The 26006-nt window shown below is 44.5% G+C and carries 19 protein-coding genes and 1 pseudogene; 18 read left to right on the forward strand and 2 right to left on the reverse strand.

Going from position 1 to position 26006, the window contains the following annotated elements:
• Window positions 1-6: 6 nt before the first annotated feature.
• Entirely contained in the window at window positions 7-1248 is a 1242-nt protein-coding gene (locus LU279_RS07580; RefSeq protein ID WP_274421972.1) for a polysaccharide deacetylase family protein, read from the reverse strand.
• A 121-nt stretch (window positions 1249-1369) separates the two neighbouring features.
• Here LU279_RS07580 and LU279_RS07585 point away from each other — a divergent pair.
• From LU279_RS07585 to ybaK, 9 genes and pseudogenes are all read left to right on the forward strand, one after another.
• A pseudogene (locus LU279_RS07585) lies at window positions 1370-2035 on the forward strand (pseudouridine synthase); the annotation flags it as partial.
• An 85-nt stretch (window positions 2036-2120) separates the two neighbouring features.
• Window positions 2121-4091, forward strand: coding sequence for an NAD-dependent DNA ligase LigA (gene ligA / locus LU279_RS07590; protein ID WP_274421973.1), 1971 nt, complete (start codon window positions 2121-2123; stop codon window positions 4089-4091).
• Window positions 4092-4115: 24 nt separating this feature from the next.
• A complete protein-coding gene (metA, locus tag LU279_RS07595) occupies window positions 4116-5048 on the forward strand; it encodes a homoserine O-acetyltransferase MetA (RefSeq protein WP_274421974.1) in 933 nt (310 codons plus the stop codon).
• Window positions 5049-5197: 149 nt separating this feature from the next.
• Window positions 5198-6148 carry a DNA/RNA non-specific endonuclease gene (locus LU279_RS07600; RefSeq protein ID WP_442870147.1) on the forward strand — a complete coding sequence of 317 codons (951 nt, stop codon included), beginning with the start codon at window positions 5198-5200 and terminating at the stop codon, window positions 6146-6148.
• Between the two features lie 190 nt (window positions 6149-6338).
• The gene (locus LU279_RS07605; RefSeq protein WP_274421975.1) at window positions 6339-6929 is read left to right on the forward strand and encodes a zinc dependent phospholipase C family protein; all 591 of its coding nucleotides are present in this window, start codon (window positions 6339-6341) and stop codon (window positions 6927-6929) included.
• 174 nt (window positions 6930-7103) lie between these two features.
• Window positions 7104-9125, forward strand: a complete 2022-nt coding sequence (locus tag LU279_RS07610; RefSeq protein ID WP_274421976.1) for an NlpC/P60 family protein — start codon at window positions 7104-7106, stop codon at window positions 9123-9125.
• A 103-nt stretch (window positions 9126-9228) separates the two neighbouring features.
• A complete protein-coding gene (locus tag LU279_RS07615; RefSeq protein WP_274421977.1) occupies window positions 9229-10473 on the forward strand; it encodes a transglutaminase domain-containing protein in 1245 nt (414 codons plus the stop codon).
• 27 nt (window positions 10474-10500) lie between these two features.
• The gene (locus LU279_RS07620; protein ID WP_274421978.1) at window positions 10501-11865 is read left to right on the forward strand and encodes a TM7S3/TM198-like domain-containing protein; all 1365 of its coding nucleotides are present in this window, start codon (window positions 10501-10503) and stop codon (window positions 11863-11865) included.
• Entirely contained in the window at window positions 11849-12325 is a 477-nt protein-coding gene (gene ybaK, locus LU279_RS07625) for a Cys-tRNA(Pro) deacylase (protein WP_274421979.1), read from the forward strand. The genes LU279_RS07620 and ybaK overlap by 17 nt, the downstream gene beginning before the upstream one ends.
• A gap of 45 nt (window positions 12326-12370) precedes the next feature.
• On the opposite strand, the gene LU279_RS07630 is transcribed toward ybaK, so the two are convergent.
• A complete protein-coding gene (locus LU279_RS07630) occupies window positions 12371-14011 on the reverse strand; it encodes an ABC-F family ATP-binding cassette domain-containing protein (RefSeq protein WP_274421980.1) in 1641 nt (546 codons plus the stop codon).
• Window positions 14012-14216: 205 nt separating this feature from the next.
• Here LU279_RS07630 and LU279_RS07635 point away from each other — a divergent pair, with 205 nt between their 5' ends.
• The 9 genes from LU279_RS07635 to cobS all read left to right on the forward strand — a co-directional run bounded on the left by LU279_RS07635 (window position 14217) and on the right by cobS (window position 25994).
• Window positions 14217-14906 (forward strand): cytochrome c biogenesis CcdA family protein, encoded by a 690-nt coding sequence (locus LU279_RS07635; RefSeq protein ID WP_274421981.1) that lies wholly within the window; start codon window positions 14217-14219, stop codon window positions 14904-14906.
• A gap of 214 nt (window positions 14907-15120) precedes the next feature.
• Window positions 15121-15528, forward strand: a complete 408-nt coding sequence (locus LU279_RS07640) for an RrF2 family transcriptional regulator (protein WP_274421982.1) — start codon at window positions 15121-15123, stop codon at window positions 15526-15528.
• Between the two features lie 290 nt (window positions 15529-15818).
• Complete coding sequence (gene nifJ / locus LU279_RS07645; protein WP_274421983.1) at window positions 15819-19358, forward strand: pyruvate:ferredoxin (flavodoxin) oxidoreductase; 3540 nt, start codon at window positions 15819-15821, stop codon at window positions 19356-19358.
• Between the two features lie 59 nt (window positions 19359-19417).
• Window positions 19418-22198 (forward strand): YfhO family protein, encoded by a 2781-nt coding sequence (locus tag LU279_RS07650; protein WP_274421984.1) that lies wholly within the window; start codon window positions 19418-19420, stop codon window positions 22196-22198.
• Complete coding sequence (locus LU279_RS07655; RefSeq protein WP_274421985.1) at window positions 22195-23154, forward strand: glycosyltransferase family 2 protein; 960 nt, start codon at window positions 22195-22197, stop codon at window positions 23152-23154. Before LU279_RS07650 ends, LU279_RS07655 begins: the two co-directional genes overlap by 4 nt.
• A gap of 44 nt (window positions 23155-23198) precedes the next feature.
• Window positions 23199-23645 carry a GtrA family protein gene (locus tag LU279_RS07660; RefSeq protein WP_274421986.1) on the forward strand — a complete coding sequence of 149 codons (447 nt, stop codon included), beginning with the start codon at window positions 23199-23201 and terminating at the stop codon, window positions 23643-23645.
• Complete coding sequence (gene cobT, locus LU279_RS07665; protein ID WP_274421987.1) at window positions 23642-24694, forward strand: nicotinate-nucleotide--dimethylbenzimidazole phosphoribosyltransferase; 1053 nt, start codon at window positions 23642-23644, stop codon at window positions 24692-24694. Before LU279_RS07660 ends, cobT begins: the two co-directional genes overlap by 4 nt.
• On the forward strand, window positions 24695-25246 hold the full coding sequence (locus LU279_RS07670) for a bifunctional adenosylcobinamide kinase/adenosylcobinamide-phosphate guanylyltransferase (protein WP_274421988.1): 552 nt from the start codon (window positions 24695-24697) through the stop codon (window positions 25244-25246). It abuts the gene before it with no gap.
• The gene (gene cobS / locus LU279_RS07675; RefSeq protein ID WP_274421989.1) at window positions 25221-25994 is read left to right on the forward strand and encodes an adenosylcobinamide-GDP ribazoletransferase; all 774 of its coding nucleotides are present in this window, start codon (window positions 25221-25223) and stop codon (window positions 25992-25994) included. The genes LU279_RS07670 and cobS overlap by 26 nt, the downstream gene beginning before the upstream one ends.
• The last annotated feature ends 12 nt before the right edge of the window (window positions 25995-26006 follow it).

Raw genomic sequence — 26006 nt, forward strand, 5'->3', positions numbered from 1 at the left:
CGTGCTTCAAGATTTCTTTTTCAGATCACTGTATGTAGTCCCTGCATTTAACTGGATCCTGTTTCTTTTTGCCAGTTCATGAACCGTTACCATTTCATAGCCCTGTTTTTTTAATTCAGGAATCAGAATTTCCGCCGCATCCACAGTGGTGCTGAAAATATCGTGCATCAGAACAATGGAGCCGTCCTCCACCTGAGAAAGTGTGGTATCCACAATCTGCTGAGGATTCTGATTCTCCCAGTCCAGCGTATCAATAGACCACAGAATCATAGGAGTTCCCACAGTTTCTTTTACAGAGGAATTGACGGAACCATATGGCGGACGAACCACCGTAGCTCCATGACCGGTAAGCTCTGTCAAAAGATTATCCACTCCTGCGATCTCAGCTGACATATCCTCTGGCGCCAGTGTGGTAAGGTCTGCATGAGAATATGTATGATTTCCCAACTCGCATCCCAGCGCATCCATCCTTTTCACCTGATCGGAAAAATATTCAATTTCCTTTCCCACCATAAAAAAAGTGGCCTTGGCGTTATTGACCTCAAGGCAGTCCAGAAGCCGGTCAGTAAACGAACTGGGTCCATCGTCAAAAGTCAGGGCGATATATTTTTTCTTTTGTGTTTCTTTCTTTTGCGAGTCGGAAGCCTCTTTTTGGGAGGCTTCTTTTTTCGGTGCTTTTGTCTGCTCCGACGCTTTTTTATTGTCTTTTTTCTTTTCAGGGGCTTTGTATCCTTTCAGGGATCCGTCGGCCAGAAGTTCATAACTTTTTCCCTCTGTGGTAATAAATCCGGTCTGCATAATACCATCCAGATCCATAAAATAGCGTTTGCCGCCGTCATCCACCCATCCGGTTTTCATAATCCCGCTGTCGTCAAAAAAATAGCGTTTTCCATCTGTATCTGTAAGCCAGCCTGTATGTGCCTGTCCGTCTACCATAAACATCCAGTTGCTTCCGCTGGAAGTCCATACACCTTTTTCTGCTTCCGGCGAAACTTCAAACGGTACTGGTGTAACTGTCGGAACTGCTGCAGGTGAAACCTTTTCCTCAGATTCAGGAACGTCTGTTTTACTGCTGCTGTCATCTGTTTCTGCTTTTTCGGTATCCTGGGAAACAAACAACCGGACAGTTCCGCCTTCCACCTTTGAAGGATATGCAGTTGACTGACGAAACAGAAAAGCACAGCTTATGCAGATAAGAATCATAACCAGAAGCAGCAAAAGATTTGTCCGCCTGTTGCGACCCGGCATATGATTTCCTCCTCTTCTTTTTATGCTGTCTGTTCCTATCATACAATATGCGACAAAAAAATACAACCCTGGCATCTATTTGATTGTTGATAATAAATCAGAAAGATAATATAATGAAACAATGGACAAAAAAACAATTACAGAAAACATCAGAATTAATAAATACCTGAGCAGCGCAGGAATCTGCTCCAGACGGGAGGCAGATCAGTACACAGATGCCGGAAGGATCACTGTCAACGGGAAAGTCATTTCCACAGGAGAAAAAATCCCTGCTGATGCCCGGGTTTTTCTGGACGGAAAACCTGTCGCAGTAGAAAAAAAACAGGTTCTCCTTCTTTTTTACAAGCCAGAGGGAATTGTGTGCAGCACAAAAAAACAGCGCCAGGAAACAACGGTAACGGAGTATCTTCATTATCCTATAAGAGTCTACCCTGTAGGCAGACTGGATAAAGATTCCCAGGGACTTCTTCTCCTGACCAATCAGGGCGATCTTGTTAACCGCATTATGCGGGCAGGAAACTTTCATGAAAAAGAATATCTGGTTACGGTAGATCGGGAGGTTACGGCTCAGTTTATCCGACAGATGTCAGAGGGCGTTCCTATTCTGGATACGGTTACCCGAAAATGTATGGTTGAAAAAACAGGAAAATACAGTTTCCGTATTGTTCTCACCCAGGGATTAAACAGACAGATCAGAAGAATGTGCGCTTATTTCGGCTACAAAGTCCGAACACTGAAACGGGTAAGGATCATGAACCTTACTCTTGATGGACTGAAACCGGGAGAATTCAGAGAAATCCGGCCGGAAGAATGGCAGGAACTGACACAAATGCTAAAGAATTCATCAAATGAAACGATTATAGGAGGTCATTATGGAAACAACCCTGCAGCAGATGAAAGAGCTGGTAAAAAAATTAAACAAAGCGGCAAAAGCCTATTATCAGGAAGACCGGGATATCATGGACAACAGAGAGTACGACGATCTGTACGACCAGCTGATAAAGATGGAGCAGGAAACAGGAATCGTTCTTGCCGACAGCCCCACAGTAAACGTAGGGTATGAAGCAGTTGATTTTCTTCCAAAAGAAACTCATGAAACCTCCATGCTTTCTCTGGATAAAACAAAAGACAGAGAGGCTCTCCGGGAATTTATCGGAAGCCATAAAACCCTTCTGTCCTGGAAAATGGATGGACTTACTATTGTACTCACCTATGAAAACGGTGCTCTTCAGAAAGCTGTAACCAGAGGAAACGGGGTAGTTGGAGAAGTCATTACAAACAACGCAAAAGTATTCCGTAACATTCCTCTCAAAATTGCTTTTCAGGGTCGTATGGTACTCCGGGGAGAAGCAATCATCACGTATTCTGATTTTGAGCGGATCAATGACTCGATTGAAGATGTGGATGCAAAATACAAAAATCCAAGAAACCTCTGCAGCGGTTCTGTCCGTCAGCTGAATAATCAGATCACTGCCCAGCGCAACGTACGCTTTTATGCATTTTCACTTGTGTCTGCTCAGGATGTGGACATGCACAATTCCAGAGAATATCAGATGGAATGGCTGAAAAGCCAGGGGTTTGAAACAGTAGAATACCGGGTTGTCACAGGGGAAACGCTGGACGAAGCAATGGATTATTTTTCATCCGCTATTACAAAAAATGATTTTCCTTCTGACGGTCTGGTAGCACTTTATGATAATATCGCCTATGGAGATTCTCTGGGTTCCACATCAAAATTTCCAAGAAACGCTTTTGCTTTTAAATGGGCAGACGAAATCCGGGAAACAACCATAAAAGAAATTGAATGGAGCCCTTCCAGAACCGGTCTTATCAATCCTGTTGCAATATTTGATCCCGTAGAGCTGGAAGGAACTACAGTAAGCCGCGCCAGTGTTCATAATGTAAGTATTCTACGTGAACTGGAGCTTGGTATCGGTGATACGATCCAGGTATATAAAGCTAACATGATCATTCCTCAGATTGCAGAAAACCTTACCCGCAGCAGCCGTCTGGAAATTCCGGACACCTGCCCGGTGTGTGGTAAAGAAGCCCGGATCATAAAAGAAAACGATGTAGAAGCTCTGTACTGCACAAATCCCGACTGCACCGCAAAAAAAATCAAGGCATTCACCCTTTTTGTAAGCAGAGATGCCATGAATATTGACGGTCTCTCCGAGGCAACCCTGGAAAAATTTATTGCCAGAGGATTTATCCACGATTTCGGGGATATTTTTGAGATTGAAAAATACAAAGAAGAAATTGTAAATATGGACGGCTTTGGAGAAAAATCTTTTCACAATCTTACAGAAAGCCTGGAAAAAGCAAAAACCACTACTCTTGCAAAAGTTATTTACAGCCTTGGAATTGCCAATATCGGTCTTGCCAACGCAAAAGTGATCTGTCGACATTTTGATTATGACCTGGAAGCCATCCGCCATGCAGATTTGGATGAAGTCAGCGCCATTGACGGCATCGGCCCTGTAATTGCCGGGAATCTTGTTTCCTATTTTCAGAGCAAAGACAACAACAAAAAACTGGATCATCTGATCGGACATCTTAATATTGAAAAAGAAGAGGCTCCCAGAGGCCAGACTTTTGAAGGAATGACTTTTGTGATCACAGGCAGTCTGGAGCATTTTTCCAACAGAAACGAGGCCAAAGCTCTCATCGAATCTCTTGGCGGAAAAGTAACCGGTTCTGTTACAAAAAAGACAAACTATCTGATCAATAATGACAAGACATCCGGTTCATCAAAAAATAAAAAGGCAAAAGAGCTTGGAATTCCCATTCTGTCCGAGGAAGATTTTCTGGACCTTACAAAAGGAGATTTTCAGACAGAATAAATAAAAGGCAAGGAGGATCATTAAATGCCGATTAAAATACAGGGAGAACTTCCCGTAAAAGAAATTCTGGAAAAAGAAAATATTTTTGTTATGGATGAAACGCGGGCAGTCCATCAGGATATCCGGCCCATTCAGATTTTAATTCTGAATCTGATGCCCTTAAAAGAGGAAACTGAGCTTCAGCTTCTCCGCTCTCTTTCCAATACCCCTCTTCAGGTAGACGTAACATTTATGGCTGTGGAAAGCCACGTGGCAAAAAACACATCCCTCAGCCATCTGAATAAGTTTTACCAGACCTTTTCCGAACTGAAAGAGCAGCGCTTTGACGGTATGATCATCACCGGCGCCCCGGTGGAACAGATGGCATTCGAAGAAGTAGATTACTGGAACGAACTTACAGAAATCATGGACTGGACAGAAACCCATGTCACTTCCACCATTTTTCTCTGCTGGGCCGCTCAGGCAAGTCTTTATCATTTTTATGGCCTTCAGAAGAAAAAACTCGACCAGAAAATGTTTGGTCTTTTCTGGCACAAGGTTCTGAACCGCAAGATCCCTCTTGTAAGAGGTTTCGACGATATGTTTCTGGCGCCTCATTCCAGACATACCGAAGTTCCCATGGAAGATATCCGTGCGTGTAAAGAGATTACAGTTCTGGCCGAATCAGAAGAAGCGGGACTCTTTCTTGCAATGGCTGAGGACGGTCGGAGAATATTTGTTATGGGGCATCCGGAGTATGATCGCATTACTCTGGACGGAGAATATAAGCGGGATACCGATAAGGGACTTCCCATTGAGCTTCCGCGTAATTATTACAGGGATAACGATTCTGCGAATAAGCCTCTGCTTATGTGGCGGGCTCATGCAAACAATTTGTACACAAACTGGCTGAATTATTACGTGTATCAGAGTACTCCCTATGACCTTATGGGAACTCCGGATTTCAAAAATATATAACAAAAAGCTCAGGAGCCGTTTTATGGTTCCTGAGTTTTTTACAGTTACAGAATTATTGAAAAATGGCGGCTTCTGTGATAGGATTTTTACAGGGATTTTGTCGTGAAATGGCAAAAACTGCGAAAATCATACATAAGGGAGCGGTTATGATGAAAAAATTAAAGAAATTTCTGATTTCGACCATGCTATCGGTGGGACTGCTGGCAGGAAGCGCAGCAGGAAATCCGTGGATGCCGGAAGTGGTTTACGGAGCAGCAGATCTGGCTTCTATTCCTTCTTATACAGGAAGCCCCTATACAGTGCTTAATGATAATGTTCCGGAGTTTACAGAAGAAGAGCTGTCTTTGGATTCATTTGAAAGCTACAGCGAACTGGATTCGCTGGGAAGATGCGGAACAGCCTTTGCAAATATAGGACAGGAACTGATGCCGGTAGAGGAGAGAGGGAAAATCGGGCAGGTTCGCCCATCCGGCTGGCATACCCGAAAATATGATTGTGTAGACGGGAAATATCTGTATAACAGATGTCATTTGATCGGTTATCAGCTTACTGCAGAAAATGCCAATGAAGAAAACCTGATCACTGGGACCAGATATATGAATGTAGAGGGAATGCTGCCTTTTGAGGATATGACTGCAGATTATATCCGTGAAACCGGGAACCATGTGCTTTACAGAGTGACACCTTTATATAATGGAGATGACCTGGTGGCTTCGGGGGTTCAGATGGAAGCACAGTCTGTAGAGGATGAAGGCCAGGGAGTCCTTTTTAATGTATATTGCTATAATGTTCAGCCGGGAGTTGGGATTGACTACAGGACCGGAGACAGCTGGGAGGAAGAAGAGGGAATTTCTGTACAGGAAACCCCGGAATTCAGTGGAGAAAAAGGAGAAGCATTATCAGCTTCGGATCAGGAGATTGCTGCAGAGAAAAGTACAGGAGAAACAACTTATATTCTTAATGTGAATTCAGGGAAGTTTCATCTTCCGGATTGCCGCAGTGTAAATCAGATGAAAGAAAAGAATAAAATGGAGATCACGGGAACAAGGGATGAACTGGTTCAGCAGGGCTATTCACCCTGTCAGAACTGTAATCCGTGACAGGGCGGAAATCTGTTAGTATTGCAGGGATTTTTATGCTCTTTCGGTGTGTGCGTATCAGAAATTTCGGATATACAGATAACTAACAGTTTATAAAATTTATAAAAACTTTATTTGTAAAAGACCAGTGGTTCTGCTATAGTGGACAGTGGTTGCAGTAAACTGTTTTTTATGAAAGAGAGAATAAAAAATGAGGAAAAAATCACATATACTGCTGGCCAGATATCTGGCTGATCAGATGACGGTTTCTGAGAGTCTTCAGTCACACAGAAAGGCATTTTGCCTGGGAAATATCCTTCCGGATATCCGACCATCTTTCGTAACAAAAAGACATGAGTTTTTTGGTACTTTTGATGAAATACAGGAAAAACTGAAAAAACTGGTAGAGGAAGGCATGGATCAGTACAAAGAAAGAGTGTTCTGGCGAAGATTGGGAGAAATTTTTCATTACATTGCCGATTATTTTACTTTTCCTCATAATAAAACCTTTACCGGTTCTCTCGTAGAACATAACAGTTATGAGAAAGAACTGAAAAACCGGCTGAAGAGCTGTATCAGAAATGGAGAGGCTGCCCGGTATCAGACTGCGGAGATCGGTTTTGGAAGTTTTGGACAGCTTACAGAGTATATTCAGGAAAAACATGCAGAATATCTGAAAAAAGAACGAAATATTTCAGATGATATCAGATATATTCTTGATGTATGCGGTCAGGTGTTTCGGGGAGTCTGCCATCTGTGCCTGGAAGAGGCAAAGACTCCGGCATGTATTTTTGAAATATGAAAAAAATATGAATTTTGTGCTAAAACCGCCGGGGCCTGCGCTCCGGCGGTTGATTTTGAAAAAAGTGTATGATAAAATGAAAACGGTCATATGTAAGCAAACGACATTGAGGAAGGCATACCTTTATATAGGGGAATAAAGATATGTTCTTGGAAGGGAGTAATATTAACCAGAATGAAGAACAAATATCTGACAAAATATTTATGTATTACATTGATTTCCGGTACAGTTCTGTCAAGTCCGGCGGCTGTAATGGCCGGTAATGAGGGAGTGGAGACTGTAGTGGATTTTGGTGACGGTTCAGGACAGGGAGAAACAGCTCCGACGCCTACGGAAGCACCTGCCACACCTGCACCCACGGTAGCTCCGGTACCGACAGAGGCGCCTGTTACACCTGCGCCTACAGAAGCACCGCAGCCAACTGTGGCGCCGGAACCAACGGGAACACCGGAACCCGGTCCAACGGTGACACCACAGCCTTCACCTACCATAACACCGGGACCAACGGTAACGCCTCAGCCAAGTGTTACGGTAACACCACAGCCAACTGTGACTCCGGAAGCGGATCAGCAGGCAGTAAAAGCTCTTATTGCTGAAATTGACAGGCTTTCAGGAGAAAAGCTTACATTAAAGCATGAAAAAAAGCTCAAAGAGCTTCGCAAGATCTATGATGAGTTTACAGAAGAAGAAAAGAAGCTTGTGACAAATTATGATGTTCTTGTAAAAATGGAAAAGAGAATGGAAACTCTTAAAAAACAGGAAGACAAGGATGACAACAAAACGGATTTTTCAGACGGCTCTGAAACAGGTAAGACAGGAACTCCGGTATACTACACCAGTATGGTTTCCAATCTTCATGCAGGAAGAGAATTTTATCTGGACAGTCTGAAAAATAATTATCAGCTTACTTTTTCAGATGATTTTGCTTCTGTAATGGATCAGATTGAAAAGGAATATAAAGAAAAGAATGGTCTGACAGATACCAGCGATGCCCGTGAAAATGGTCTGACGGCTTCTTCGGATTCACTCCTGGTGAGAAACTGGCAGGATATTCTTGCTGTTTATGTTTTTGAAGAGAGCCAGAATGGCGTTAAGGAATTTAAAATGGATTCCTCTTCCAAAAACAGGCTGGCAGAAATTTTTGCGGAAATGAATCCAATTGTGAGAGATGAGGAGAATCCTTCTCATGTTTCCTATGGAAATTATCATATTAATACCTACATAAAGAAAAACAGGATTCCTCAGGAACAGAGAGGTGTTCTTAAAAAATATGTGGAAACAGACTGTAAACTTCTCTGTGCGGTTGTAACGGATGCAAAAGGTTTTGTGCGTCAGAGTGTAGGCGATGATGTATCAGAGGAACGTGTAAATGTGATCACGGCAGCATACTCTCTGGTTGGAGAGGTGGGCTATTTCTGGGGCGGTAAGTCTACAGCAATCGGTAAGGACGCAAACTGGGGAAATGCGGAAAAGGTAGATGCGGCAGGAAGTCCAAGTACAGGCAGCACAAGAGCCTATGGACTGGACTGCAGCGGTTTTGTTACCTGGTCAGTGATCAATGGATATCTGAACCAGGGAATGCAGAGCAGCATAGGTGACGGAACATCGGAGCAGTGGCTTAATGCCAATGTTGTCAGTGAAGAAGATGCTCAGCCGGGGGATCTGGTATTCCAGAATGGACCTGAGGCAGGAAGCGACAATCATGTAGGTATTATCTGCGGTCAGACAGACGCGGGAGACTGGATTGCTGTACACTGTTCTTCCAGCAAAAACGGCGTTACAGTTGGAGAGGCTTATGGTGCAAGCTTCCGTTATATCCGCCAGCCGGATTTCTATCCTACGGAGGAAGAACGGATTCAGATGCTCAGCGCTGGAGCTTCCACAGCAAATGTTTCGGCTCCGGAAAAATTGGAACAGAATGGAACAGCAGAAGATTTCGCTTCAGGCAGCGCTTCCGGTTCTGTGCCGCAGGGCGGAAACAGCGATGAAATTTTTGTTTCTGATGAAGATGCAGAAGTTATTTTTGAAGATATGGATGAGGAAGAACAGCCCGCAGTGACCGGACAGAGTCAGGGAACTGGTAATGCTGAGGTGACGGATACACTTCAGAGTATTCTTGACCAGAATGTTTCTGTTTCTCAGAAACCTTCAGAATCAGAGGAATTTGAGGATGTTGAGGTTATTTTTGAAGACTGATCTGAAAGAGAAATCCTACAGCAACTGTTTACACGCAGCATAACATATGCCCATGCGGAAAAATGAAATCCGCATGGGCATGATTTTTCAAAAGGAGAAACAAATGAAAAAAAGGCGTTTTCCCAAGCTCTTTTTTCTGTTATTTTTGCTTCTGATCGTTGCCGGTATTGCGTCTGGTATATTGCAGAAAAAGGACTCCGGCAGTGACCGGGAAGGAAAAACAGGACTGAAACAGATAGTAGATGCAGCCGGATCTGTGTTTGATCAGGAGCCGGAACAGGTTAAAAAACTCCGGGAGCAGAAAATTGCGCAGACAGATGAGGGGCATCAGGAATATTATTTTCAGCTTTTGAAAGAACAGGAAAAAAATATCTACAGACAAATGCTGCAGGGGATTCGGGAGAGAAAAGAGAAATTTTATCTGACCTCTTCGGAGGATGCGGTGATTGACAGGGTATACCATGCTGTTTTGAAGGACCATCCGGAACTTTTCTGGATCCATAATCGGGAGGCTGTTTACAGGACTTCTTATCCGGGAGAGGATTACAGCCTGTTTTCCCCGGGATACACTTATACGGATGGAGAAATCCAGGAGATCCAGGCAGCCGTGGAACAGGGATATCAGGAAATGACTGCAATGATACCGGAAAATGCAGATGATTATGAAAAGGTCAAAACAGTTTATACATATCTGATTGATACAACAGAATATGTTTCATCTGAGCACGATCAGAATATCGCGGGTGTTTTCTGGAAAAAACAGGCAGTATGCGCCGGGTATGCCAGGGCGGTCCAGTATTGCCTGGAAAGGCTGGGGGTTCCCTGTATTTATGTGGAGGGAAGCGCAAAAGACAGTGCGGATGGACACGCATGGAATATTGTGTTGCTTGACGGACAGTATTATTATGTGGATGCAACAAATGGAGATCAGCCGGAATTTCTGGAAGGAGATGCGGTTCAATTTGCGGAGCATAAAACAATACTGTATGATTATCTCTGCCCGTTTCCGGACGAGTATCGGGAAATCTACACGCCTTCCCGGGAATTTTCCGTACCGGAATGTACAGCAGTGGATAAAAATTTTTATGTGCTGAATCAGGGCTGCTTTGACAGTTATGACAGCGAAGCTCTTTACAGATATTGTAAGATGCGTCTGGACAACGGGGCAGCTGTGGTGAGGTTCAAATTCAGCACGCAGGAAGCGTATAATGAAGCTTACAGAGAATGGATACAGGAGAGCTATATTGATCGTGTAGCAGAATATTATCTCCAGCTTTACGGGCTGGATTCTGTGGGGTATCATTACGGACTTCTGGAAAATATGAAAACTATGTATTTTATGTTCTGACATATAACATAAAGGAGGAAAAAGAGTATGAACAGCATTCTGGATATCCTGCTGAGGGGAATGGATATGATAGAACGGTTCCGGTCTGCTTCAGCAGTAACAGATATACAGCTGATAGGGTTTGGGATCCTGCTGGTATTTGGTGTCATAAACTGTATTCTTGGATACAGGCTTCTCCGTTTCTGGATGATGCTTTTTGCTTTTGTCATTGGAACGGGTCTTGGATATGGAGCCTCGTTTTTTATGGAGATCAGTGACAATACCGTACGGATTGCGGTTGGTGTCGGAGTAGGTGTTGTGTTGGCAATTCTTGTATTTATAAGTTATAAGGTAGGTATTTTTGTTCTGGGAGCAGGCCTAGGTCTGGGAATTGCCATTTATGTTCTGCATCCGACTACTTCTCTGGTATTTTTTATCTGCCTTCTTGCGGGAGCGGGACTGGGAACACTTGCCATGAAGTGGGCAAAAGAGGTGATCATTGTAGGAACCAGTCTCCTTGGTGGTGCGATGGCAGGTATGTCTCTGGCAAAAATCGGGGGACTGGGGGATTTTCCTTATGGGATCGGGCTCAGCGCAGCCTTTGCTGTTCTTGGTATGCTGATCCAGTTTGCAACCAACCGCAGCAGATACGAAGAGGATGAGGAAGAATATGAAGCTTCTGCCGGGCGGTCTAAGAAGAAACAACGCCGGGAGAAAGAGGATTATGATCTGTATCCGGATGTTGAAGAAGAAATGTATTATGAATCTCCGGTAAGAAGAAAAAGAGTACAGGAAGAGAAAGCTGAAAAGGGCACAAGGCGACGTTCCTCAGTTGACGAAAAACGAGATGCTAGAAGAAATGCTCCGGACAGAAGGGATTCTCCGGTGATGAGAAATTATTCAGAAAACAGAGGCTCATCCAGAAAACACACTCCGGTGGATATCCAGGTAGGAGAAAAAGACAGAAAGCGCCGTATTGTGGATGAGTATGGACTGGATCCGGACAAGACCATTGTGTATCGTCCCAGGCGGACAAAGGATCCGGAGCTTGATCTGCCCCTTGATTCTTATGCATATGATGATTCTTACGGACGGCCTTCTTATAGTATGAACCCAGGAAGAAAACAGACCTATACCATTCGGGTAGATCGGCCGGAACAAAAAAATCAGGAAGAATTTTCTGACGAACTGGATAGATATCCTGACAGCTGGAAGGAAAGGGAGTTTTATGCAGATCTGAAACAACCGGACAGATATGAGGATTTTTGTGACGATCCTATTGATGAGGATGAGCTTGATGAGGAAATCCTCAGAGAAATGATGGAAGAGGAAGACAGAGAAAGTATTCTTCCGTGGAAGAAAATTTCAGAGAGAAAGACGGGAAAGGACAGACGAAATGGCAAAAGAGGCTAAAACAAACGCCATGAGGATGCTGGAAAGGAAAAAGATTTCCTATGAGGCATTTCCTTATGAATGTGATGAATTTATAGACGGGATCCACAGTGCGGATCTGGTGGGCGCTCCTTACGAGCAGTCCTTTAAAACTTTGGTAATGGAAGGAAAAAGCGGGGGCTATTATGTGTTCGTGGTACCGATCCAGAAAGAGGTTGACAGAAAAGCTGCGGCAAAGGCAGTGGGGGAAAAGGCAGTGGACATGATCCATGTAAAGGATATCCTGAAGATCACAGGTTATGTAAGAGGCGGCTGCAGCCCGCTGGGAATGAAGAAAGCATATCCCACAGTGTTTGATTCCTCAGCAGAAAATTTTGAGGAAATTTATATAAGCGGAGGACGTATCGGACTGACTCTGAAGGTTCCGGTAAGAAGCCTTCTGGAAGTAACCCAGGGAAAAACGGCAGACATCACTTTGTAAGTGGTGCCTGCCGTCTTTTCATTTCTGTTGGGCTTTATACAATGTTTAGTTGTCGGAAGCGTCTTCCTCATTGATCTCAAATACATGACGTTTCTTTGCCATTTCATCACTGGCAAGATATTCATCGTAGGTTGTGATCTTGTCAATGAGTTTTCCGTCAGGGAGGATCTCCATGATACGGTTGGCTGTTGTCTGAACAAACTGGTGGTCATGGGAGGTAAAAAGAATAACTCCCGGGAACTTGATCAGTCCGTTGTTCAGAGCGGTAATGGATTCCATATCCAGGTGGTTGGTGGGCTCGTCCAGAACAAGGATATTTGCGCCGGAGATCATCATTTTGGAAAGGAGACAGCGCACCTTTTCGCCACCGGAAAGAACTTTGACACGTTTTACTCCATCCTCGCCCGGGAAAAGCATACGTCCCAGGAAGCCTCTGACATAGGTGGCGTCCTTGATCTCAGAATACTGGGTCAGCCAGTCGGTGATAGTAAGATCATTGTCAAATTCCTGAGTGTTGTCTTTTGGGAAATAAGCCTGGGAGGTTGTTACACCCCATTTATAATTTCCCTCATCCGGTTCCAGCTCTCCCATAAGGATGCGGAAGAAGGTGGTGATAGCCTGCTCGTTAGCGCCTACAAAAGCTACCTTATCATCATGGCCCAGAGTAAAGGAAATGTTGTCCAGAACTTTTACTCCGTCAATTGTTTTGGAAAGATTTTCCACCATAAGAACTTCGTTTCCGATCTCGCGGTTTGGACGGAAGTCGATATAAGGATATTTACGGCTTGAGGGACGCATATCATCAAGCTGGATTTTTTCCAGGGCACGTTTACGAGAAGTCGCCTGCTTGGATTTGGATGCGTTGGCGCTGAAACGGGAAATAAATTCCTGCAGCTCCTTGATCTTTTCTTCTTTCTTTTTGTTTGCCTCTTTCATCTGCTTGATAAGAAGCTGGCTGGATTCAAACCAGAAATCATAGTTTCCTGCATAAAGCTGGATTTTGCCATAGTCAATGTCGGCAGTGTGGGTGCAGACTTTATTAAGGAAATAACGGTCGTGAGAAACTACGATGATAGTATTGTCAAAGTTGATCAGGAATTCTTCCAGCCATTCAATAGCAGGGAGATCCAGGTGGTTAGTAGGCTCATCCAGAAGAAGGATGTCCGGGTTTCCAAAAAGTGCCTGAGCCAGAAGTACCTTGACTTTCTGGCTTCCTGTAAGATCGGCCATCTGTGAGTAATGGAATTCTGTTTCAATGCCCAGACCGTTCAGAAGGGTTGCGGCGTCAGATTCTGCCTCCCATCCGTTCATTTCTGCAAATTCGCCTTCCAGTTCACTGGCGCGGATGCCGTCTTCGTCTGTAAAATCTTCCTTTGCGTAAATGGCCTCTTTTTCTTTCATAATCTCATACAGTCTGGAATTTCCCATAATGACTGTATCCAGAACAGGATAGGCGTCATATTTAAAATGATCCTGCTGCAGGAAAGAAAGACGCTGTCCGGGTGTGATCACAATGTCGCCGTTGGTTGGTTCAAGCTGTCCGGACAGGATCTTCAGAAAAGTAGATTTTCCTGCACCGTTGGCGCCAATGAGACCGTAGCAGTTTCCTTCTGTGAATTTGATGTTGACATCTTCAAACAGGGCTTTTTTTCCAACCCTAAGAGTGATGTTATTTGCTGAAATCATAAAGTACCTCTTTTCTTCGTTACGGTTACGGTTTTACATTTTATCAGGATGCTGTTTTTTGCAGCTCATTCCCATTGTACCGTAAAGTCTGGATTTTGCAAGAGTTATTTTCTTGAAAAATCAACAGGACACTGCTATAATCAAGTTTTAAAAGGAAATGAACAGAAAATATGGCTGTATTTCTATAGAAGGGAGATTGTTATTTATGACTGAAATCATAAAGTCGCTTACAGAGATGATGACGCAAAATCTCTGGGCAGCGCCTGTATTGAGCCTTGTGGCAGGGATCATTACCTCTTTTACCCCCTGCTCTCTTGCTTCGGTACCCATGCTTCTGGCCTGCGTGGGGGCTGTGGAGGCAGACCGCAAAAAAGCTGTGTGCCTGTCCCTTTCCATGGCTTCGGGAATGGCAGTGACCTTTGGGATTTTTGGCTCAGTTGCGTCCTTTATCGGGCACCGGATGCATGAGGCCGGACACTGGTGGACAATTCTTATGGGAATTCTTATGATTCTGATGGCCCTTCAGGTATTTGGTGTCATCAGTCTGATTCCTCACATCCATATGTCGGAGCACATGACAAAAAAAGGATATATCGGAGCGTTTTTCACAGGGGCTCTGGGTGGGGTGTTTGCTTCCCATTGCGCAATTCCGGTTATGGTTGCCCTTCTGGCTCTGGTTGCGGAGCTGGGGCAGAATGCCTGGTGGGGCGTTTTACTGATGGTGCTTTATGCTGTAGGTCACAGTGTGCTTTTGGTGGGAACAGGAATCGGTTACAGTTATGTGGACCGGGTAATAAAAAATCCCCGATATGCGGCAGCAGGGGTGTGGCTCAGGAGGATTCTTGGCGTTGTGATCCTGGCTTTTGGTATTTTGCTGATCTTTGCAGAAAAATAGAAGGCAGTACCTTCCGTCTGTTCCGTTTACGGTGATCGCAGGAACGGAAATCATACAGGTTATTATTAAAGAATATTGAATTTTTGCAGACAAATTGTTATAATTGGAAACATAGCATCGAGGGAATGAGCTAAAAAAGGAGATTCATAAAAACTGCTGGCTTTGATCAGTGACATCAGAGACGGACATAAGAGACAGTGGAGAGGGAAAAGATATGTTGATTACAAGAGAATGCGATTATGCAGTACGAGTGATCCGTGCACTTTCGGGTGCGGAGCGGCTCAGTGTCGGAGAAATTTGTGAACGTGAGGAGATTACAGCCCCTTTTGCTTATAAAATCCTGAAAAAACTTCAGAAAGCAAAGCTTGTCAGAGGCTTCAGAGGAGTCCATGGGGGATATTCCATGAATCGTACTCCGGGGGAGATCACTCTGTATGATATTTATACGGCAATAGACCCGGAACTTATGATTATAGAATGTATGGATCCAAAATATCAGTGTGTCAGAGACAACAGGGATAAAACGCCCTGCCTTGTTCACCGGGAACTTGCAGAGATCCAGAAAGAATTGTGGAAACTTTTTAAGCGAAAAACACTGCAGGAGCTGTTTGACAGTATGTGAACCGGAGGATTTTACTGCCCGGTACAGCCGGAGCGGGATTCCGGTATACTGCCGTGACAGAGGGGGCAGAACGAATAAAAAGGAGTGGTCCGCCGCAAATGTGCATCATGGCACAGGAGGGGTGGAGCACTCCTTTGTTGTATACAAAAAATCAGAATGTTGTATACAAAAAAAATCAGAATCCAGTTGGACAATATCATCGGAATATGATATAATCAGTAATGGAATTTTAGACTGGATGACAGCCTAGAAATAATTTTCATCATACCTTTAAGGAGGAAAAGAAAACTATGGCAAGAAAGATGAAAACCATGGATGGTAACCATGCAGCCGCTCATGCATCATATGCTTTTTCTGATGTAGCTGCTATTTACCCGATCACCCCTTCATCTGTTATGGCTGAGGCCACAGACGAGTGGGCAACCCAGGGAAGAAAGAACATCTTTGGGCAGGAAGTACAGGTTACTGAAATGCAGTCTGAGGCTGGTGCTGCAGGTGCAGTTCACGGATCTCTGGCAGCTGGTGCCCTTACAACTACTTACACAGCATCTCAGGGTCTTCTTCTGATGATCCCGAACCTTTACAAGATCGCAGGAGAACAGCTTCCGGGCGTTATCAACGTATCTGCCCGTGCACTTGCTTCTCATGCACTTTCCATTTTTGGAGACCATTCTGATGTTATGGCATGTCGTCAGACAGGATGCGCAATGCTTTGCGAGTCATCTGTTCAGGAGGTTATGGACCTTACACCGGTAGCTCATCTTGCAGCTATCAAAGGAAAAGTTCCGTTTATCAACTTCTTTGACGGATTCCGTACATCTCATGAGATCCAGAAGATCGAGACATGGGATTATGAAGACCTGAAAGATATGGCAGATATGGATGCAATCGCAGAGTTCCGTAAAAATGCGCTGAACCCGAATCACCCGTGCCAGAGAGGTTCTGCTCAGAACCCGGATATCTTCTTCCAGGCAAGAGAGGCATGTAACCCGTACTACGATGCCCTTCCGGCAGTTGTACAGGAGTACATGGATAAAGTAAATGAAAAGATCGGAACAGACTACAAACTGTTCAACTACTACGGAGCTGAGGATGCAGAACATGTAATCGTTGCTATGGGCTCTGTAAATGATACAATTGAGGAGACAATCGATTATCTTGCAGCAGCAGGTAAAAAAGTCGGCGTGATCAAAGTTCGTCTTTACAGACCATTCTGCGCACAGGCACTGATCGATGCAATCCCTGCATCTGTAAAACAGATCACAGTTCTTGACAGAACAAAAGAGCCGGGTGCTCTTGGCGAGCCGCTGTACCTTGATGTTGTAGCAGCTCTCAAGGATTCCCAGTTCAAAGATACTCCGGTATTCTCCGGACGTTACGGACTTGGTTCCAAAGATACAACACCGGCTCAGATCGTTGCTGTATATGAGAACACTTCCAAAGAGAAATTTACAATCGGTATTGTGGATGATGTTACTAATCTGTCCCTGGAAACAGGCGCTCCGATCGTGACAACTCCGGAAGGAACCACAAACTGTAAATTCTGGGGTCTTGGCGCTGACGGTACTGTAGGTGCAAACAAGAACTCCATCAAGATCATTGGTGACAATACAGATATGTACGCTCAGGCTTACTTTGACTATGATTCCAAGAAGTCCGGTGGTGTTACAATGTCTCACCTTCGTTTTGGTAAAAAACCAATCAAATCTACTTACCTGATCAAGAAAGCTGACTTTGTTGCCTGTCACAATCCTTCATATGTGAACAAATACAACATGGTTCAGGAACTGGTAGACGGTGGAACTTTCCTTCTGAACTGCCCATGGGATATGGAAGGCCTTGAGAAACATCTTCCGGGACAGGTAAAAGCATTTATCGCCAACCATGACATTAAATTCTACACCATTGACGGTGTGAAGATCGGTATTGAAACCGGCATGGGACCGACACGTATCAATACAATCCTTCAGTCTGCATTCTTCAAACTTACAGGAATCATTCCTGAGGAGCAGGCAATCGACCTTATGAAAGCAGCAGCTAAAGCTACTTACGGACGTAAGGGTGACGATATCGTTCAGAAAAACTGGGCTGCGATCGATGCAGGTGCTAAGCAGGTTGTTGAGATCCAGGTTCCGGAAAGTTGGAAAGATGCAGCTGATGAAGGCCTTCATATGACTCACGCTGAGAACGGAAGAGAAGATGTTGTTGATTTCGTAAACAACATTCAGTCCAAAGTAAATGCACAGGAAGGTAATTCCCTGCCTGTATCTGCATTCAAGGATTATGTAGATGGTACTACACCGTCCGGTTCTTCCGCATATGAGAAACGTGGTATCGCAGTGAACATTCCTGTATGGCAGCCGGAAAACTGTATCCAGTGTAACCGCTGTGCATATGTTTGTCCGCACGCTGTTATCCGTCCGGTAGCTCTTACAGAAGAAGAAGCTGCTAACGCACCGGAAGGCATGGCTACTCTGCCGATGACCGGTATGAAAGATTACAAATTCGCTATCACTGTTTCCGCTTATGACTGTACAGGCTGCGGTTCCTGTGCAAATGTCTGCCCAGGCAAGAAAGGTGCAAAAGCACTTGCTATGGAAAACATGGAAGCAAATGCAGGCGCTCAGAAATTCTTTGATTATGGCGTAGCACTTCCGGTTAAGGAAGATGTTGTTGCTAAATTCAAAGAGACAACTGTTAAGGGAAGCCAGTTCAAACAGCCACTGCTTGAGTTCTCCGGAGCATGTGCAGGCTGTGGTGAAACACCTTACGCAAAACTGATCACCCAGCTTTTCGGTGACAGAATGTATATTGCAAACGCTACAGGATGTTCCTCTATCTGGGGTAACTCCTCACCGTCCACACCTTACACTGTAAATGCAAAAGGACAGGGTCCGGCATGGTCTAACTCTCTGTTCGAGGACAATGCAGAGTTCGGTTATGGTATGCTTCTTGCTCAGAAAGCAATCCGTGACGGCCTGAAAGAAAAGGTTGAGGATCTTGTTGCAAACGGTGAAAATGAAGACGTTAAGACAGCAGGACAGGAATGGCTTGACACATTCTCCGTAGGTGCTACTAACGGAACAGCTACAGATAAACTGGTAGCGGCTCTGGAAGCATGCGGATGCGAAAAAGCTCAGGAAATCCTTGCTCAGAAAGACTTCCTTTCCAAGAAATCCCAGTGGATCTTCGGTGGTGACGGATGGGCTTACGATATCGGATTCGGCGGTGTTGACCATGTTCTTGCAAGCGGACGTGACATCAACGTTATGGTATTCGATACAGAAGTTTACTCCAACACTGGCGGACAGTCCTCAAAATCCACACCGACAGGTGCGATCGCTCAGTTCGCTGCAGGCGGTAAAGAAGTGAAGAAGAAAGATATGGCTTCCATCGCTATGAGCTATGGCTATGTATATGTAGCACAGATCTCCATGGGCGCCGACTTCAACCAGACTGTAAAAGCAATCGCTGAGGCTGAGGCTTATCCGGGACCGTCTCTGATCATTGCATATGCTCCATGTATCAACCACGGTATCAAGAAGGGTATGTCAAAAGCTCAGACTGAGGAAGAGCTGGCAGTTAAGTGCGGATACTGGCATAACTTCCGCTTCAATCCGGCAGCAGAGAACAAGTTTACTCTGGATTCCAAGGCTCCGAACATGGATGACTATCAGGAATTCCTTGACGGAGAGGTTCGTTACAATTCTCTGAAACGTCAGAATCCTGAGAAAGCTGAAAGACTGTTTGCTAAGAATGAGGCTGAGGCTAAGGAAAGATATGATTATCTGAACAAACTCATCACTCTTTACGGAGCAGATGCTGAATAAATTCAGACTTTTGGCCGCGGTACAAAGGTACCGCGGCTTTTTTAAAGGAAAGCTAATTTATGAATATGAAAAAAAGATTTTCAACAGAAAAGAAAACAGATTACTATCTGATCTATACTCTGGCTTTTGGAATTATTGGACTGATTCTTTATTTGCAGTTTTATCTGAACGGGAAATCTCTGATCTGGAGCCATGACGGTGTGCCCCAGCATCTGAATTCCCTTGCTTATTATGGAGAATATCTGAGGAATATTCTTCATTCTGTTTTTGTGGAGCATAAACTTGAGATTCCCATGTGGGATATGCATATCGGCTATGGGTCTGATATTCTGACAACGCTCCACTATTATGTGATCGGTGATCCTCTGACGCTTTTATCTGTATTTGTGTCGCCGGAAAAAACAGAATACCTGTATGCGTTTCTGATTTTTTTAAGGATTTATCTTGCGGGAATTGCATTCAGCAGATACTGTTTTTATCACAAAAATTCAAAGCAGGCAGTTCTTATGGGCTCTCTGATCTATGTTTTTGCAGGATGGACGATCTATGCGGCTATGAAACATCCGTATTTTGCAAATCCGATGATCTATCTTCCTCTGATCTTACTGGGAATTGACAAGATCTACCGAAAAGAAAAGCCTTATGTATTTATCTGGGCTGTGGCACTTGCAGGAGTATCAAATTTTTATTTCTTCTATATGCTGGGGATTTTTATGGTACTTTATGCGGCTTTTGATTATTTTGTGGTGTTTACAGATAAATCTGATCGGACCATTAAATGCATTGGAAAGTGGCTGTCAGTATTTGCAGGGTATTCTGTGATTGCTGTTCTTCTTGCAGGAGTGATCCTTTTGCCGGTCATTCTTCCTGTGTTCGGCACAGATCGCTTTCAGGCAGAAAATTACGTGCCACTTTTGTATGACAGAATTTACTATGAAAAATATTTAAGCTGTCTCATTGGAGAAAATATGATCCAGTGGGGTGTGGCTGGTTACACGGCGATTGCCATGACGGGAGTGTTTGTCCTGTTTGCAAAGAAAAAATCAAACACAGCGTTGAAGATAGGATTCCTTCTTCTGAATGTGTTTCTTCTGGTTCCTTTTGCCGGACATGTGCTTAATGGCTTTTCCTATGTGTCCAACCGGTGGATCTGGGCCTATGGGATGCTGATCGCCTATATTTTTGTAAAAATCTATCCTGAGCTTTTTCGACTGGATATCCGGGAAAAGCGACGGGTATTTGTAATGCTCCTTATTTACTGCGTGGCAGCGCTTTTTTCAGAGGCGGCCCGTACTCAGAGAAATATGTCAGCAATGCTTCTGCTGGTATTTTCCACTGCAGTGATTCTTTTGTACGGATCTATTTTCGTAAGAAAAAGAAATCTTTGCCTGATGATGAGCGGACTTCTTACAGCGGGAATATTTTTTAATATTTATTATCAGTATTCCATGGAAAAAGACTATCTTTCAGAGTTTGCGGACAGGGGAGAGGCAATGAAAACTCTGGAATCAGGCACAGATCTGGCAGTTCTGGACACAGAAGACACTTCCGTGTATCGCTATGACCAGCTGGATGCCCTTTCCTGCGAAAATTCAGCCATGCATATGGGAACAAACAGCACTTCCTATTATTTCAGTGTTGCAAGCGGAAGTATCGGAGAGTTTTTTGACGAAATGTATCTGAATACGCCCTGGGAGCAGCATTATGAAAACCTGGATGGAAGAACCATTCTGGACAGACTGGCTTCAGTTAAATATTTTGTTGTAAAAAACAACAGATATCAGTATATGCCCTATGGATATTACTGGCTGGAGGGAAGCGCGGACAAAAACGGAAAAATATATGAGGCCTTTGGAAGTGAAGAGGCTCTTCCTCTGGGGTATACTTACGATTCCTTTATACCCAGAGAGGAATATGAAAAAATGACAGTTACTGAAAAACAGCAGGTGCTCCTTCAGGGAATTGTGCTTGAAAACAGTTCTCTTCCTGAGACCACACCGGAATTTAACGATCAGGAAATCCCTTATGAGATCAGAAAAGGCAAGGGGTGTTCAGTGAAGGATGGAAAAATAAAGGTTACACAAGAGGGGGCAAAGCTGGAACTTCTGTTTAACGGTCTGGAAAACAGTGAAACCTATCTGATTGCAGAAGGGCTGGATTATGACGGACTTTCGCCAAAGGAGCGGGTCAGCGAAAAGAAATGGAATAAAATGACCCGGTACGAAAAAAATCAGCTTCTTCATGAGGACAGTCATTGGAGATACTGGAAAGAAAGTCAGAAGGCTTCTGTGACAGTAGGGGGACAGTTCCCTGAAAAAACCATACGCATTTTTACAGACAAATATAACGCCTACAGCGGAAAACATAATTTCCTGTGTAATACAGGATACGGAAAGTCGGCAAAAAAATCCATTACCCTTACTTTTGAAAAGCCGGGTGTGTATACGTTTGATCAGCTGAAAATCGTATGTCAGCCTATGGAGCGTATTACAAAACAGACAGAAAAGCTGGGGCAGGAGGTTTTGAAGGATATCCGTATGGAAACAAACAGGATCATTGGAACGATTTCACTTTCAGAACCGAAAGGACTTCTGATTTCTGTTCCGTACAGTAAAGGTTTCCGGGCTTATGTAGACGGAAAAGAAACAGAGCTGAAAAAGGCCAATACCATGTATATGGCGCTGGAGCTTCCAGAGGGGGATCATGAGATCCTGATTGAATACAGGACGCCGTTTCTTGTGCCGGGCATCTGCTTGACTTTGGCGGGAGCCCTGTGTTACATTGGTCTGGTATTTGTAAGAATAAAAACAAAAAATAAAAAGAAGGTAGCAAAAGTATGAGTGTTTTATCAGTTGTGCTTCCTGCATATAATGAAGAGCTTATGATCGAAAAAACCTGTTCCGTACTTCGGGAGGTTCTGACAAAGGCCGGAATTTCCTACGAACTGGTACTGGTCAACGACGGCTCTGCAGACCGTACCTGGGAAGAAATTGAAAAGGCCGGAAAAAAAGACCCCAATATTCTGGGGGTGGGATTTTCCAGAAACTTTGGAAAAGAGGCTGCGGTATTTGCCGGGCTTGCCCAGGCAAAAGGAGACGCCGTAGCAGTAATGGACTGTGATCTTCAGCATCCGCCGGAAACTCTGGTGGAAATGTATCGTTTGTGGGAACAGGGATATCAGGTGATCGAGGGAGTAAAGTCCAGCAGAGGAAAGGAAGGCTTTCTTCATAAAAAATGTGCGGGATTCTTTTATGGGATCATGTCAAAAGCTACGGGAGTTGACATGCAGAATGCGTCAGATTTTAAGCTGATGGACAGACGGGCGGTAGAGAGCATTCTATCCATGCCGGAAAGAAATATGTTTTTTAGGGCAACCTCTTCATGGGTCGGATTTAAAACAGCTTCTGTCAGCTTTGAAGTCCGGGAGAGGGAGGCAGGAGTATCAAAATGGTCTGCCTGGTCCCTGGTTAAATATGCTTTTACAAACATTGTTGCATTTACGACTGTACCTTTACAGTTTGTAACAGTGGGAGGTGGAATCTGTTTTCTGTTTTCGCTTGTCCTGGCTGTGTATTCTCTTGCCCAGTATTTTACCGGACATGCAGTGGAAGGTTATACAACCATAGTGATCGTGCTGCTTCTGATAGGAAGCGCTATCATGCTCAGTCTTGGAATCATTGGATATTATATTGCGAAGATCTACGAGGAAGTGAAGAGACGTCCAAGATATATTATTTCGCGGATTGTTCGGGGCAGTGAGGACGTATCTGAAAATGCCCGGCATGACTCCGTGTAAAGCTTCCGGTATGAGAAACATACAGTAAAAAGCAGGAGTGAAAAATGGAAAAGATCAGAAAAATGATTACCCGGCTGTACGGGAATGATGTGATAAGATATGTGTTTTTTGGGGGCTGTACCACCCTGGTAAATCTTGTAAGTTTTTATGCTCTGAGAAAATGCGGAGTGCAGCTTACTGTTGCAAATGTCATTTCTATTATTGCGGCGATTCTTTTTGCCTATGTGGTGAATTCGAAGTTTGTTTTTCAGGACAAATGTGAGACTTTGCTGGATCATGTCCGGCCTTTTATGAAGTTTATCAGCGCCCGTCTTGTAACGATGGTCATAGAGGTGGGAGGCGTATGGCTTCTGGTGGAGATCCTGCATATGGATGATATGATGGGAAAATTTATCACGCAGTTTATTGTGTTGGCTCTCAACTACATATTCAGTAAATTTTTTGTTTTTACAACAGGAAAACAGAATACAGAAGGGAAGTCGGAAAAATGACGTTGGAAGAAGCGAAAAAACAGATTTGCGCTGTTGATCAGGAGGCGGTCTGTGCCGCGCAGAAAAGATGGGACAGTATAGCCAAACCTCTTCATTCACTTGGAAAAATGGAAAAGATCGTAATGCAGATCGCAGGCATTACCGGTTCCGCAGATATTCATCTGGATAAAAGGGCTCTGATTGTCATGTGTGCAGATAACGGTGTGGTGGAAGAGGGCGTGACCCAGACCGGACAGGAAGTAACTGCCATTGTGGCAGAAAATTTTCTGAAGGGGGATACTTCTGCCTGTGTGATGTGCAGACAGTGCAGGACAGATGTGTTTCCTGTTGATGTGGGCATGGCTTCGGATACAAAGGTGCCTGCTGATCTGAAAGTTATGAAGGGAACCTGCAATATGGCAAAAGAGCCGGCCATGACTTATGAGGAAGCGGTACAGGGGATCGAGGCCGGTATTGAGATGGTAAGAAGGCTGAAAGACCAGGGATACCGCCTGATCGCCACAGGAGAGATGGGAATTGGGAATACCACTACAAGCAGCGCTGTGGCATCAGTTCTTCTGGACAGATCTGTTGAGGAAATGACCGGTCGTGGCGCAGGGCTTTCCGGCGAGGGGCTGAAGAGAAAAATCGATGCGATTAAAAGAGCGGTAAAGCTCAATGAACCGGACCCTTCTGATCCTGTGGATGTGCTGGCAAAAGTAGGCGGTCTGGATATTGCCGGAATGGCAGGTGTGTTTATTGGAGGCGCTGCTTACCGGATCCCGGTTGTGATCGACGGCTTTATTTCCTGTGTGGCTGCCCTTGTGGCGCAAAGAATCTGCCCTCTCACCGGAGATTATATGATCGCTTCCCATGTATCCAGAGAGCCTGCGGCTGCCATGATCCTGGAAGCTCTTGGCAAAGAAGCCGTGATCCATGGGGAAATGTGTCTGGGAGAGGGAAGCGGAGCAGTGGCTCTTTTCCCGTTTATTGATATGGGGCTTGCAGTTTATGAATCTATGAGTACCTTTGAGGAAATTAAAGTAGATCAGTATGAGGAGCTGGTATAAATGATGATTCTGGTAACAGGTGGAAGCGGAAGCGGCAAATCTGCTTTTGCCGAGGACTGCGTGATTGCCTGCGGAGAAATACCGAGAGTTTATATTGCCACCATGTATCCTTTTGATGAGGAGAGCAGGAAACGGGTGAAAAGACACCGGGATATGCGCTCTGGAAAAGGTTTTGACACAGTGGAATGTTATACAGGACTTTCTCGGGTCAGACTCCCGCAAGGCTGCACGGTGCTTCTGGAATGTATGTCCAATCTTGTAGCAAATGAGATTTTCCGAGAAGATGGCGCTCATGAAAATACAGAGGCGGAAATTCTGAAGGGAATCCGAAATCTGAAATCACAGGCAGAAAATCTTGTTGTTGTAACAAATGAGATTTTTTCTGAGGCCGCTTCTTATGAGGGGGAAACAGAAGACTACCAGAGGGTACTTGGAAATATCAATCAGTGTCTGGGAAAAATGGCAGATTCGGTTGTGGAGGTTGTCTATGGAATTCCCGTATATCATAAAAAAGGAGGGGACCTTCATGAAAAGTCTGTGGAACAGTTTTAAGATCGCATTTGCCATGTTTTCAAAAATCCCGGTGCCTCAGGCAGAGTGGACAAAGGAAAATATGAAGTATATGTTCTGCTTTTTTCCTTTTATCGGTACGGTCATCGGGCTGGTTTCCCTGGCTGCGGCATGGCTTGCCGGCTATCTGGGATTTAATGTGACTTTTCTTTCTGTGGCGTTGACAGTGCTTCCTATGCTGATCACAGGAGGGATTCATGTGGATGGACTTCTGGATACTGCGGATGCTTTGAGTTCCTGGCAGGAGAGAAAAAGACGACTGGAAATCCTGAAAGATTCCAATGCAGGTGCGTTTGCGGTGATTACGGCAGGCGTTTATTTCCTCTGCTGGTTCGGATCCTATAGTGAAATCTGTTTTGACAGACAGGCGATGGTGGTCGTTGCTTTTGGGTTTATGGTATCCAGATGCCTTTCCGGACTGGGTGTGATCACGCTTCCAAAGGCCAGAGAGGATGGAACTGTGGCAGAGTTCTCAAAAAAATCGGAAGACATTCCGGTACGAAACACCCTGATCTGTTATCTGATCATTCTTGCGGCGCTTATGATCTGGACAGAACCGGTTATGGGAACAGCGGCTTTTCTGGCGGCAGCAGGAGTTTTTGTATATTACAGGCATATGGCGATGAAATACTTCGGCGGAACCACAGGGGATCTTTCCGGATGGTTCCTCTGTCTCTGCGAACTGGCAATGGCGTTGGTGACAGCAGTGCTGCGTGTGATACTTGTATAGATAAAGGAGAAG

The organism is Blautia sp. XA-2221, from assembly GCF_028767025.1.
In the GTDB taxonomy this organism is placed as follows: domain Bacteria; phylum Bacillota; class Clostridia; order Lachnospirales; family Lachnospiraceae; genus Blautia_A.